The organism is Thermodesulfovibrio sp. 3462-1 (assembly GCF_040451425.1).
GTDB lineage: Bacteria > Nitrospirota > Thermodesulfovibrionia > Thermodesulfovibrionales > Thermodesulfovibrionaceae > Thermodesulfovibrio > Thermodesulfovibrio obliviosus.
Genome location: NZ_CP144374.1, coordinates 154,134 through 166,908 on the forward strand (window position 1 = coordinate 154,134; position 12,775 = coordinate 166,908).

A 12,775-nucleotide genomic window follows, 5' to 3' on the forward strand; every position below is an offset into this window, starting at 1 on the left:
ATTACTTTTCTCTGGCGGTGTAAACTTTATCCCAGTCTGATGCAGGAGGATTCTGAAGATAGTGCTTGCATCTTTCTTCATAAACAACAGAAGCTTTATCATTAAATTTTTCTTTAATATAGCTAAATATTTCCATCGCTTCTTTAAACCTGCAATTTCTGTAAAGATTTAAAGCTTTTTCAAAATCTTTTATGGCAGGCTCAAAAGCAGTGTTTTCCACAACTTCATATATCTTTACAGGTTCCTTTTTACCTTTAACCCTTATCAGATCAAGTTCTCTTGTAATAAACTTTTCTTTCTGTTTTAAAGCATTGAAAGTGCTTTCACTTATTATTATTTTTGTTCCATAAAATTTATTTAATCCTTCAAGCCTTGATGCTAAATTTACTGAATCTCCAATGGCAGTGTAGTCAAATCTCATATCTGTGCCCATATTTCCTATTACTGCCTCTCCTGTGTTTATTCCTATTCCAATGTCTATCTCAGGAAAACCAATTTTTTTAAACTTTTCATTTAAAGCTTTAAGTTCCTGTATCATCTCTAATGCTGAAAGCACAGCCTGCTGTGCATGTTGAGGAAGTTCAACCGGCGCGTTATATATTGCCATTATGGCATCACCAATATATTTATCAAGCATCCCTCTGTGTTTAAGAACAATCTTTGTCATTGGGTCAAGATAACTATTAAGAAACATTACGAGTTTTTCAGGTTCAAGTTGCTCTGAAAGTGTAGTAAAACCTCTTATATCTGAAAAAAGCACAGTTATTGTTCTTTTTTCTCCGCCAAGCTTTAATGCATAAGGATTTTTCATTATTATGTTAACAAGTTCGGGTGAGACATAGCTTGAGAAGGCTTTTTTAAGAAACCTGCTTTTTTTCTCAATTATTAAATTTCTGTATGCCTCTGAAAGCACATAACACAAAGAAAGAGCAGCAAAAGGATAAATTAACGAGAGATTTAAAAAGTAATTTTTGAATATAAAAAGATTGACAAGATATGTTAAAAACGAAAAAGCCATAAAGATGCTGAGTGAAAGAAAAGTTCTTGATACTCTGGTAAAAATAAAGCTTAACAAAATTGCAGGCACTGTGATAAATAAAATATCAATCAGTGTAACCCATGCATTGTATATCAAATACTGCTTTTTAAGGATATTTGATACAGCGGTTGCAGATATTTCAACTCCAGGCATAACAGGATCCACTGGAGTACTACGAATGTCAGCGATGCCTATTTCTGTGGCACCAATAAAAATTATTGAGTCCTCAGGAATCTGCACCTTCCCATCCATAACATCAACTGCTGACAATGTTTTAAATGTGCCAGCCTTTCCATAATAGTTAAGCGTAAGACTGCCAGATTCATTAACAGGCACGGTTTCATATCCAATTTTTATGCTTTTTATTCCATATTGAGCTAATTCAACAATGATTGGCGCATCTTTAAATTGAGAGACTGCTTTAAGTGCAAGATGGGGATAAAGCTCTCCATTGTAAAGAGCGAGCAGATTTATTTGTCTGTAAACTCCATCATTGTCGGAGAGAATATTGAAAAAACCCCCCTGAGCTTTTATTGAGGGAATGTTAAGCTCTGCATAGGAAAATTCTCGGACTGGCAAGGTTTTTACATCTTCCTCTGTTTTGATTATTTTTATTCTTGATTGTCTAAGATTTTCATAAGATACGGGATTGATATATGTTTCATCATCTCTGAAATAATATCCCACAATCGCATTTTTATTTACTGCGTCAGAGAGAATTCTGTCAGACTGAGGACTGGAGACTTCGGAAAAAACAATATCAAGGGCAATGACTTTTGCTTTTTTAAGATTTTCTATTAATTTTGCGATTATTTTTCTGTCCCAGGGCCATCTTCCAAGTCTGTCAATGCTTTTTGAATCTATGGCAACAATTAAAACTCTTTTATCAGGCTCCAGATTTCTCCTGAGACGGAACCTTACATCTTTAAGTTTCAGGTCAAGTGATGTTAAAAAATCAATCTTTAAAATGTATAAAAAAGAAACAATGAAAGCTGAAACAAAGCCAATGCACAGAAAAATCAAAAGTTTACTTTTCATATTCAAGGAGTTTCAAAATTGTCTCTATATTTGTCAAATATTTTCCATCAGGATACTCCTTTTTATACTGAAGAAGCCTTTGTTTTGCCTGCTTTTTAAACCCCATTTCATAAAGAGTAATTCCAGCAAGATAAAGTGCTGTTTCAGCCTGAGAAAGCTCTGGATACTCCTCAAGCACAAGCAGATATTCAGCCAGTGTAGCTTCATGATTTTTTAAAAATCTTGAATAAACAGCTCCTCTTTCAAGCCTTGCATCTGCTCTTATTCCTGAATTATCACTCAGGTCAAGAGCTATCTGAAATACATAAAGTGCTTCTTCATATTTCCCGGCATCAACAAGATAATGTCCATAATTTATATTCCATCTTGCAATTATATTTGGCAATTCACCTGAAATCTCCCATTCTTTCGGTGCAGTTGCTCCTGTAATCTGTGAAAGTCCTATCTTTGCATCATAAAGAAGTGTGCCTTTTTCTACTTTTACAGGCTCTGTAGGAGTAAGTCCTCTTGTATTTTCAATCATTGTATCAGGTTGGAGAGGTTTTTCAACTGTATCATATCCTGAGATGTATGCTGTATCTTCATTGCCGAAAAATACATTAGCCTGTCCTTTTGCAAGCATCATAAATTCTGTTCCTTTTATTCCTGCCACTGCTGTGGGAGTCTTAACCCTGAAGTTTGTTGTCTGTCCTGCAAGTTTTACAACGGTTGCTCTTATTTTACCCTGAGTTACATAAAAAACCCCGCTTTTTCTGCCTCTTTCAAGCAAATACTCTGAAATCTCAAGTTCCGTGTTATCAGAAAGAGTAAACTTACTTCCATCGCTGAGTTTTAAACTTACCCAGCTTTTTGGCTCTGTTTTTATCCAGGAACCAGAGTTTAACAATAGCCCTGCTTTTGCTTTTTTATAGGGAATACCTGAGTGCTCTCTGTAAAGAACATTTCCTTCAATTTTTTCAATCTCTCCAATTGCTCCATAGGCAATTGCTGATAAATAAAATATTGATAAAATAACAAAAATTACTGCTTTCATAACTACCTCCTGTTTTTTACTCAACATCATCTTTGTTAAGTCCTTTCCAGATTTCGTGGGCTTTCATAAAATATTCTTTTGCTTTTTCCCGGTCACCAATTTTTTCATAAAAAATGGCAAGAGTTTGCATATCAAGAGCTATTTTTTTCGGAATTGCCAGTTCTCTGTCAATTTCCAGTGCTCTAAGAAGATAGCTTTCTGCTCTTTTTTTGTCCCTATCTGAATAAACAATGCCAAGAAGTCTTAATGAATTTGCCGCTTCAATTCTGCTTATTTTCTGGTTAATTTCAATTGCTTCATTGAGTAATTTTTCAGCTTCATCATTTTTATTTTGCTTTATCTTAACTCTTGCAAGAAGATTTAATGATTTTATCCTTATGATGGGGAACTTTGAAAAAATGAGTTTTCTTAAGAGCTCTTCCGCATCCTCATTGACAATAAAGCCTATTCTTGCCCTTTCAAAATCAAGCTCTTCAATGGTATCCTCGGGTAAAGATGCTTTCCTGGAAAGCTCTATTGCTGTGTCAATAAATTTTTTAGCCTCCTTTATCTGGTCCTCTGATGTATAAAGCCTTGACAGACTTATTAAAATTATGACAGTGGCATTGTCATCCTGAATTAAACGGGATTTTTTTAAAGCCTCTGTGTAAAGATGTTTTGCTCTTTCATTTTGTCCTCTTTCAAAGGCTTTATTTGCCTGTAGAATCAAATTATTCAACTCTGTTATCCTGTAAGGTTGCTCAATAGGTGCTTTATAGCATCCCTGAATGATGAAAAAGAATAAAAGAATTACTCCTGAACTTTTCAATCTATTTTTCATAGGTATCTGCCTCTACAGGCTTTATTTCCTGTCTTTTAATTCCTTCTCTTATGGGCCATAGCCCTTTTATGCTCTGAAGTATATCATCAATGTCCTGCATGCTTTTTTTTGCCTTTTCAACCATTATGGGTAAGTCCTCCTTTGTTACTTCTCTAATTGCTGTTGCTGTTTCATTAAGTTCTTGAGAAAGTTTTTGAAGAGATTTTATAAGATCAGTAAGTTCCTGTATTGTTTTTTCTGATTTATCAGCTATTTCAGGTGTTTTCCTGTTAAGCTCTCTAACAAGCCTGTTAATTTGCTCTGTGGTCTCTATTAAATTTCTGGATATTTTCTCAATGTTTTCAATGCTTTTTTTGATGTTACCCTGTGGTTCATTGATATAGTTTATCGTTTCCTTTATACCCTGAAGAATCTCGGAAATCTCTCCCTTGAGTTCTCCTGCAATCTCTTCAATCCCAGCCTGCTTGAAAAACTTTATTGATTGACCTGGCTTTAGAGGCTTTCCGTCTCCAGGCAAAATTTCAATGTAAGACTCACCAATAAATCCCTCCTTGTCAAAAATTGCCACTGTGCCTTCCTTGAACCATTTAGCATGATTTTTTTCTATGGAAAGGACTACTTTTACAAACCCATTATCCTGAAGTTGCATATCTTTAACTCTTCCAATTTTGAATCCTGATACTTTAACAGGCATGCCATTGTAAAGTCCTGTTGCCTTTGTTGTCATAAAGTAGAAGTTTTCTGTCTTTATAAATAGTTCTGTCTTTTTTGCAACGAAAAAAAGAAGGATGCTCATTCCTGTGAGAGCTATTGCAATAAATAGAAAAACTTTACTTTTGAGAAAAACAAATCTTGGATCTGTCTGATTAATTTTCTGCATATTTAATTAAATCTGCCTTTTCAATTAATAAACTTTCTCTTTCTGAATCAAGAATGTAAAGCAGTGTTTTACTACCTGCCAATTCCTGTATTTTCTCAATAAGCCACTTTTTCTTTGATTCTTCAAGTCCATAAAGGGGATATTCCAAGATAATGATTTCAGGATTCATTAAAACTGCCCTTGCAATTCCTATGATCCTTTTTTCAAAATTTGTAAGCTCTGCAACACTGCTCATTGGTTCTTTTTTAAACTCAAGTTTTCTAAGTAATTCAATCCCTTTTTTAATAATTTTTTCCTCATCATCCAATTTATGATAAAGAGCAGGAAGTATTAAATTTTCCCATGCCTTTAAATTACTTATGAGTCCTCCTGTTTTGAAAACAATTCCTGTTTTTTTTCTTAATTTAAAAAGGTTATCCCTTGTTGTTTCTTTCAGGTTCTTTCCCATGAATATGATTTCTCCTTTTTCAGGATTTTTAATACCTGTAATGATTTTTAAAAACTCATTTCCTTGCTCTTCCTTTTCAAAAATAAAAACAGTTTTTGAACCTTTTTCAATCTCAAAGTTCATTTCTTTTTTAATAAATTCACCAGTTACATCAATAGCTTTTATCATTCAATAATTTTCGCAATAAAGTCTATTATAACATCAAGCAGAAACAATGAAAAAAGACTTCCAGCAACAGCTTTTGTTGCTCTCTGGGGCACTTCAGTGGGACTTTTCATAACAGAAAGCCCATGCCACATACAAATTAGAGCAATAGCAAACCCGAAAACAAAAGACTTTGTAAAAGATATAACGACTTCTTTAAAGGAAAACTTTGATACAATAGCATCTCCGTAATCTGAAAAAGAAACTCCACTTATAAGAGTTGCCAGAAAAATGCCCCCAAACAAGGCTGTAAGCTGAAAATATAAAGAAAGAACAATAGCAGAACATATCATCCCATACAGTCTTGATTTTATTAAATAAACTTCAGGCTTTATTCCCATTGCTTCAAGATACTCAATTTCTCTGCCAAGTTTCATTGTTGCAAGCTCTGTAGCAATTGCAGAACCACTTCTTGCAAGAATTATAAGTCCTGTAAAAAAGGGACCAATTTCTCTAAGAACAAGCCATAAAAGTATCTTACCAATCACATTGCTTGAGCCTACACCTGCTATTGAGGCTGTTTGAAGAACTATAACAAAGCCTATTAACAATCCTGAGATTGTTACTGCAGGAACTGCCTGAATTCCTGTGAAGTATATCTGTCGTAAAAGAACTTCTCTAACAGGTGACATCACTGTCTTTTTGCCCTCACTTTGAATACAAAGTCATAGTTTAAAATATCTTCCCATCGGTATCCTTTAAGAGTTGAACGGGTATCATCAGCATCTCCGTAGGGATTTCCCGGGATGAAAAACCAATTCATAATCACATCTCCAGAATGCCTTAGCACTATCCAGTATCTGCCTTTTTCTATCCTTACCTTATCGGGGAAGGTAAAATCAATCCAGTAATAACCTGGTTTTTTCTGAATGCTTTCAAGAAATACAGGATTTGATCTCACACCTTTAAGTCCGGGCTTACTGTTTTCGTCATATACAAGATCAACATACACAGTTCCATCACCACCGAATTTTCTCATTGCAAGTGAAATTTTTTCAATCTCTAATGGTTCATCAACTTTGAATGCCTGCGCATAGATATATTTTGATGTAACATACTCTGCTGTTTCCTTATCAAGTATTTTCATTGCTTTGTCTCCTGAAATCTGATATAGTTCAACGAGATTTGGGAAATCCATATTCCCGAATTCAAATACTTTTTCTTTTGGCAGTGATGGAGGTGGTGGAGGAGGTGGTGGTGCAGGCTGTAATTCTGTTTCCTTTTTAACTATCATTTTATTACTTAAAAGATAAGATTTGGGATAATTCTCTGAAGCTTTAGGTGCTATGTGAATTTTATCAAAAAGAAACTTTGCCTGAACTGTTTCACTGTATGCTGGTAAGTATGGAGAAGCTCTCCATGTATCATTGACTTCATCTGATTCAAGAGCGTGGGTTTGTTTTATGTGTCTTGTTGATGTAAATTGTTTTGACTGTTGAGGGTCATAACTTAGCCATCCAAGATCACTAAAGTAAATTTCAATCCATGCATGTCCTCCCTGCCCCATGCTTTGAACAAGAAAGCTTTTACCAAGAGGAATTTTCCACGACTCTTTTAAAGATATGCCACCAACTACTCTTGCAGGAATTCCAGATGCTCTTAGCAGTGCTACTGCAAGATGGGCAAAGTTCTGACAGTTTCCTTTGCCTGTTTTCAATGTCCATAAAGCATCAAAATGGGGAGGATTATATGTATATTTTACATTGTCAGCAACCCAGTTAAGTATTCTTGTTACAGCTTCATATTCTGTTGTTGCTTTATCTGTAAGTGCACGGCTAAGTTTTATAATTTCAGGATTTTCTGATTGCACCAATGCTGTAGATTTTAGAAAAAGTCTCTCTGACTCTGGAATATTTTTTAAAGGAAACTCTGCATGAGAATTCTCTGCTTTTATTTCAGATCCAACAAAGACTTCAAATCTTACTGTTACTGTTACAGATTTATAGAGATTTCTCCAGCTTGCAATACCCCAATGATTTCCATATCTATCAATTTCCTTTTCAAATTTTTCTGGCTCTGGCTCAATTTTTATATCAAGACTTTCAATTCTCTGAGACACGAACTTATTTGTGAAATCTTTTGGAAGGGCAAATCTAAAACTCAAGCTTTCAAGAGGCTTTGTTACTTCAAAACGCATTTGCTGGATTAGTTGGATTTTGCTTTGAAGAGAACCTTCAAGAATAAGAGTTTTTGAAAAAGCATTATATGCATTGACAAGGAAGCTTACAAAAATTATTAAAGTTATCAATATCTTAAATTTTTTCATCTAATTTCAATTTGATTGGGCAGGCATCAGCCTGCCCAGTTTTTGGATTAATCACACACATTATTTGTGCATTTGCCGCTGCAGCACTGGCTATTGGAGGTGCACCACCATCCAGAAGGCGTGCATGGTTTGACAGCAATTTTTAACACATCTTTTTGAGTATCACCTTGAGATACAGGACAATAATCAGTTTTTTCATGAGAACTTACAGCCTTGAACTCCTTATTCTGAGCAACAGCATAACCCATAATAAGCACTGTTATCATCGCAGCCATCAAAACAAGTAAGTAAACCTTCTTTCTTACCATTTTAATACCTCCTTTTAAAATTTTTGCTGAGGCTTTAAAAAGCCTATGCTAAATTTTATACTACTTCGTTAAAAACTTCAAGGTAATTTTCACATTTGAACCCTTGAACACTTGAACATTTGAACTATTTTTAGAAAAAGGTGCTTGGAATGACAGTAAGAAAAATGTAACTTTTCTACACTTTATAATGTAACTTTTCGTAACCTTTTAAAAGGTGTCTTTTTGTAACTCTCTGAATTTTAAAGTTTTTTAAATTTGGCATTTTTTTTGCATTTATTACAAAATGATGGTCAAAATAATAGAAGATACAATAGAATTTCTTAAAAATGTTCCACCCTTTGAGTTTTTAGATACAGAGATTATAAACTCTGTAGCAGTTAAAACCTCTATGGAGTACTATCCAAAGGGCACCTATATACTCATTCAAGATGGTTCACCGAGCGAATTTCTTTACATTATAAAAAAAGGTGGAGTAAAAGTTTACAGACGAGCTAATGCAGAAGAAGTAACAATTGATTTTCGAAGTGAAGGTGATTCATTCGGCTTTGTATCTTTAATAAGTGGAGACAAATCCCGAGCCAATGTTGTTGCTATAGATGATACAATTTGTTATCTAATTCCGAAAGATACGATTCTGAATCTCATAAACAAATATCCTGAAGTAAGAGATTTTTATCTGAAGTCTTTTATGAATATATATCTTGATAAAAAATATGCTGAAGAAACTTCAAAACGAGCTTTAACAGGCACAGTTGATAAGCTTCTTTTTACTACCAGTGTTGAAGAAATCGCATCCAAAAATGTTATTTCCATACCAGAGCATACTCCAATAAGAGAAGCTGCTGGGATAATGTGTGAAAATAGAATAAGCTCTCTCATTATAATGAATTCTGAAGGAATTCCTGTTGGAATAATAACAGACAAAGACCTTAGAAGAAAGGTAGTTGCAGCTGCAAGAGATGTTAATGAACCTGTTAAAAACATAATGAGCTTTCCGATAATCAAAATTGATGCAAAGGATTACTGTTTTGAAGCAATTGTCAGAATGCTCAAATATAACATTCATCATCTTCTTGTAATTAAAAATGGTCAAGTTAGTGGAATAATTACAAATCATGACATCATGATGCTTCAAGGTCTTTCTCCAGTGACAATAGTAAGAGATATAGAGATGCAGCAAAATATTGAGGGAATTATTAATGCTTCAAAACAAATTACTAATCTTGTTGGGAATTTACTTCAGCAAGGAGCAAAAGCGAGCAATATTACAAGAATCATTGCGGAAATTAATGACAGAATAGTTAGAAAAATAATTCAATTTGCTGAAAGAGAATTTGGACCTGCTCCAATTCCTTACTGCTGGATAGCTCTCGGGTCTGAAGGAAGAAAAGAGCAGACCTTCAAAACTGACCAGGACAATGCTTTAATTTATGCAGAACCACCAGCAGGACAGGAAGAATCAATAAGAAGATATTTTCTTGAATTTACGAGCTATGTTAAAGAAAATCTTCTTAAATGCGGATTTCCAGCATGTCCAGGAGACATTATGGCAAGCAATCCAAGATGGTGTCAGCCTATTAAAGTCTGGAAAAAATACTTTTCACAGTGGGTATACACACCAAAAGGAGAATCAATAACTCTTTCCAATATATTTTTTGATTTTAGAGCTATTTATGGAGATTTTTCTCTTGAAGAATCTCTCAAGGACTATCTTTTAAATATCGTTAAAGACCAGCGAGTTTTTTTAGGTTATCTTGCAAATCTTGCTGTAAAAAACAAGCCTCCCTTAGGATTTTTCAAAACTTTTGTAGTTGAAAAAAGCGGAGAACATAAAGACAAGCTTAATATAAAAATAAAAGGCATTGCCCCAATTGTTGATATTGTTAGACTTTTTAGCCTTGAAAAAGGCATAAGAGAGACTTCTACCTTAGAAAGAATTGAAGCACTTAAAAATAAACACGCAGTAGTTAAAGACTATGCAGAAGAAATAATTTACGCATTTGAATTCCTGATGCTTTTAAGAATAAAGCATCAGTATGAGCAGGTAATTCAAGGAAAGATGCCAGATAATTTTATAAATCCGGAAACACTGAGCAATCTTGAAAAAAAGTTGCTCAAAGATACATTTCATCTTATATCAAGGCTGCAGGATATTTTAATTGAAAAATATAAGCTTATGATTATTTGAAATGTTTTCAATTTTTAAGAAAAAGAGAAAAATTCCTGAATACAAAGGAGTATCAATTGCTGATACAGAGTTTACAGTTGTTGATACAGAGCTTACAGGGCTTAGTGAAATGAAAGATACCATTATTGCAATAGGGTGTATAAAAATGAAAGGTAAATCCATAAAAATAGGAGAGATATTTTACAGAACTATAAAACCAGAGAGTTTTGTAAAAAAAGACAGTATATTGGTTCATGAAATTACACCAACAGAGCTGGAAGTCTGTCCAGAAATATCTCCGATATTAAGAGAATATCTTTCCTTTGTAAAGAATTCAGTAATTGTAGGGCATTGTGTATCAATTGATATTGCTTTTTTAAAAAAAGCTATTCGCGAATATCTTAAACAACTCTACGAGCCTGTATCGATAGATACATTTTGCATTTATAGTTGGCTTATTCAGAAGGGTTTATTACCTGAAAGTTTTTTAAAAAACAATTCATTAAAAGATGTTGCTTTATCACTCGGGATTGAACCAAAACAATTACATGATGCTTTATCTGACGCATTTATTACTGCTCAAGTTTTTCAAAAGCTTGTAACATTGCTTGGAAATATTAAGATTTATACACTCCAGGAAATTATGGACATAGGCAATCCCAATATATCCGGATATATGGGAGTTAATAAAAATCAAACATTTCAATTTTAAGAAGGAGGGATTCAAGATGAATGAAAAAATTTTGAATTCAACGGAATTCAAAAGTCTTGTAAGAAGTAAAAATGCGATTTCTCTGATTCTTACAATAGCTGAGTTAGTTGTTTATTTTGGTTTTGTTCTGCTTATAGCTTACAGCAAAGAGTTCCTCGGTCAGAAAATCTATGGACCAGTTACTGTGGGTATTCCAATTGGAATCGGAGTAATAGTTATTTCGTGGATTTTTACAGGAATTTATGTAGCATGGTCAAACAAGAAATATGATCAAAAAGTAGCAGAAATTAAAGAAAAATTAGGAGGTGAATAATGCAAACAGTTTTAGGACAACCAACTTTAACAGGTATATTTTTCTTTCTTTTATTTGTATCAATAACCCTTTACATTACCTATTGGGCTGCAAAAAGAACAAGAACAACAACAGAATTTTACGCAGCAGGAAGAAGTATAACAGGATTACAAAATGGTTTAGCTCTGGCTGGAGACTACATGTCTGCTGCAAGCTTTCTTGGAATAGCTGGATTGGTCTCCCTTAAAGGATACGATGGATTAATTTATGCAGTGGGTTGGCTTGTTGGCTGGCCAATTGTTACGTTCCTCATAGCAGAACCATTAAGAAATCTCGGTAAATATACTTTTGCAGATGTTGTTGCTTACAGACTTAAGCAAAGACCAATAAGAACAGCAGCAGCAACAGGAGCTTTAATAACAGTGCTTTTTTATCTCATTGCGCAAATGGTTGGTGCAGGCTCATTGATAAAGCTTATGTTTGGTCTACCCTACGAGGTTGCCATAATAATTGTAGGTTGTCTTATGATAGCCTATGTTCTTTTTGGTGGGATGCTTGCTACTACATGGGTTCAGATTATAAAAGCTTTTTTACTATTAGGTGGTGCTACTTTGCTGGTTTTGCTCACTCTTTATAAGTTTGGTTTCAATTATGTTGAACTATTTTCAACGGTCACAGCAAAGTATGGAGATAAATTTGTTCAGCCTGGTGGCTTAATAAAAAATCCAATTGATGCAATATCTCTTGGAATTGCTTTGATGTTTGGAACTGCAGGGCTGCCTCATATACTCATGAGATTTTACACTGTTCCAGATGCTAAAGAGGCAAGAAAATCAGTATTTTACGCAACAGGATTCATTGGATATTTTTATATCCTCACATTTACAATAGGTTTTGGCGCAGCTGCATTAGTAGGACAACAAATTATAAGTAAAATTGACAAAGGTGGCAACATGGCAGCTCCTCTTTTAGCAGAGGCACTGGGTGGAGAAATTTTCCTTGGATTTTTAGCTGCTGTTGCTTTTGCAACAATACTTGCAGTGGTTGCTGGTTTGACCTTAGCAGGTGCTTCAGCAGTATCTCATGACATTTATGTTGGTGTTGTTAAAAGAGGAAAGGCAGATGAAAAACAAGAAGTAAGAGCAGCTAAGATTGCTACTTTATGTCTTGGCGTACTTGCTATAATTCTCGGTATAGTATTCAAAGGTCAGAATGTAGCTTTCATGGTAGGATTAGCCTTTGCTGTAGCTGCTTCTGCAAATTTCCCAGCATTGCTAATGTCAATTTTCTGGAGAAAGTTTACAACCACTGGAGCTGTATGGAGCATTTATACAGGGTTGATTTTGAGTGTGGTTTTAATCATTTTAAGCCCTACTGTATGGGTTGATATTCTTAAAAATCCTCAGCCAATATTTCCACTAAAAAATCCGGGGATAGTTTCTTTCTTTGCTTCCTTTGCTATTGGTATTTTAGTATCTCTTTTAACACAAGAAAAAGAAGCTGAGGCAAAATTTGAATCTGAAAAAATTAGATCCTACATTGGAGTTGGAGCAGAATAAAATGTTAAA

General features: G+C 34.3%; 12 protein-coding genes. 4 read left to right on the top strand and 8 right to left on the bottom strand.

Features of this window, described 5'->3' with window-relative positions; translation table 11 throughout:
- Position 1: 1 nt before the first annotated feature.
- Genes V4D31_RS00760 through V4D31_RS00795 form a run of 8 tightly spaced genes read right to left on the bottom strand, consistent with a single transcriptional unit; the run spans position 2 to position 8,036 of the window.
- Positions 2-2,077 carry an adenylate/guanylate cyclase domain-containing protein gene (locus V4D31_RS00760; protein ID WP_353686340.1) on the bottom strand — a complete coding sequence of 692 codons (2,076 nt, stop codon included), beginning with the start codon at positions 2,075-2,077 and terminating at the stop codon, positions 2-4.
- Complete coding sequence (locus tag V4D31_RS00765; RefSeq protein ID WP_353686341.1) at positions 2,067-3,110, bottom strand: FecR domain-containing protein; 1,044 nt, start codon at positions 3,108-3,110, stop codon at positions 2,067-2,069. Before V4D31_RS00765 ends, V4D31_RS00760 begins: the two co-directional genes overlap by 11 nt.
- Before the next feature lie 16 nt (positions 3,111-3,126).
- Positions 3,127-3,930 (bottom strand): tetratricopeptide repeat protein, encoded by an 804-nt coding sequence (locus tag V4D31_RS00770; protein WP_353686342.1) that lies wholly within the window; start codon positions 3,928-3,930, stop codon positions 3,127-3,129.
- A complete protein-coding gene (locus tag V4D31_RS00775) occupies positions 3,920-4,810 on the bottom strand; it encodes an MlaD family protein (protein ID WP_353686343.1) in 891 nt (296 codons plus the stop codon). The genes V4D31_RS00770 and V4D31_RS00775 overlap by 11 nt, the downstream gene beginning before the upstream one ends.
- Positions 4,797-5,426, bottom strand: a complete 630-nt coding sequence (locus tag V4D31_RS00780) for an ATP-binding cassette domain-containing protein (protein WP_353686344.1) — start codon at positions 5,424-5,426, stop codon at positions 4,797-4,799. The genes V4D31_RS00775 and V4D31_RS00780 overlap by 14 nt, the downstream gene beginning before the upstream one ends.
- Positions 5,423-6,094, bottom strand: a complete 672-nt coding sequence (locus V4D31_RS00785) for an ABC transporter permease (protein ID WP_353686345.1) — start codon at positions 6,092-6,094, stop codon at positions 5,423-5,425. The genes V4D31_RS00780 and V4D31_RS00785 overlap by 4 nt, the downstream gene beginning before the upstream one ends.
- On the bottom strand, positions 6,094-7,728 hold the full coding sequence (locus V4D31_RS00790) for a transglutaminase domain-containing protein (RefSeq protein WP_353686346.1): 1,635 nt from the start codon (positions 7,726-7,728) through the stop codon (positions 6,094-6,096). Before V4D31_RS00790 ends, V4D31_RS00785 begins: the two co-directional genes overlap by 1 nt.
- A 47-nt stretch (positions 7,729-7,775) precedes the next feature.
- Complete coding sequence (locus tag V4D31_RS00795; RefSeq protein WP_353686347.1) at positions 7,776-8,036, bottom strand: hypothetical protein; 261 nt, start codon at positions 8,034-8,036, stop codon at positions 7,776-7,778.
- Between the two features lie 283 nt (positions 8,037-8,319).
- Here V4D31_RS00795 and V4D31_RS00800 point away from each other — a divergent pair, with 283 nt between their 5' ends.
- From V4D31_RS00800 to actP, 4 genes are read left to right on the top strand one after another with little or no spacing between them, the layout of a single operon-like run.
- Positions 8,320-10,224 (top strand): DUF294 nucleotidyltransferase-like domain-containing protein, encoded by a 1,905-nt coding sequence (locus tag V4D31_RS00800; RefSeq protein ID WP_353686348.1) that lies wholly within the window; start codon positions 8,320-8,322, stop codon positions 10,222-10,224.
- 1 nt (position 10,225) lies between these two features.
- Entirely contained in the window at positions 10,226-10,915 is a 690-nt protein-coding gene (locus tag V4D31_RS00805; RefSeq protein ID WP_353686349.1) for a 3'-5' exonuclease, read from the top strand.
- A gap of 16 nt (positions 10,916-10,931) precedes the next feature.
- Complete coding sequence (locus V4D31_RS00810; protein WP_353686350.1) at positions 10,932-11,228, top strand: DUF485 domain-containing protein; 297 nt, start codon at positions 10,932-10,934, stop codon at positions 11,226-11,228.
- Positions 11,228-12,766: a cation/acetate symporter ActP gene (gene actP, locus V4D31_RS00815; protein ID WP_353686351.1), complete on the top strand. Its 1,539-nt coding sequence runs from the start codon at positions 11,228-11,230 to the stop codon at positions 12,764-12,766. The genes V4D31_RS00810 and actP overlap by 1 nt, the downstream gene beginning before the upstream one ends.
- Positions 12,767-12,775 lie beyond the last annotated feature (9 nt).